We start from the raw sequence: 399 nt of genomic DNA, 5'->3' as shown, positions 1-399 counted from the left end.
CTTGTCTGGCGCGAGCACCTTCTCCTGCGAATCAGAGCTCTGGACCAGATACTGTTGCAGTACCCGATGCAGATCATCACGCGTGAAAGGTTTGTGCAGCACCCCCTGCATGCCGGCATCGATACAGCGGCGTGCATCCTCCTGCATCACGTTGGCGGTCATCGCGATGATCGGCAGACGAGCGCTGGCGGGTTGCTCGGCCTCGTGATGACGCCAGCGACGCGTTGTCTCGACGCCATCCAGTACCGGCATCTGCATGTCCATGAACACCAGATCGACATCGTTGCCAGCCTGCGCCAGCCATTCGAGTGCCTGCCCACCGTCTTCCACCACCGTGACCTGCTGTCCCAGATACTCGAGCATGGCCCGCGCCAGTGACTGATTGACCTCGTTGTCTTC

1 protein-coding gene is annotated in these 399 nt (G+C 60.7%); it reads right to left on the bottom strand.

What is annotated here, in order from left to right:
- A partial coding sequence (locus HUS66_RS17545) for a response regulator (protein ID WP_175072465.1) occupies nucleotides 1–399 on the bottom strand: 399 nt, incomplete at both ends.

Origin of the sequence: Onishia taeanensis, assembly GCF_013349955.1 — a bacterium.
GTDB lineage: Bacteria > Pseudomonadota > Gammaproteobacteria > Pseudomonadales > Halomonadaceae > Onishia > Onishia taeanensis_B.
Note: the sequence above shows the minus strand (reverse complement) of the source record. Positions and strands in the feature narration are given on the sequence as shown.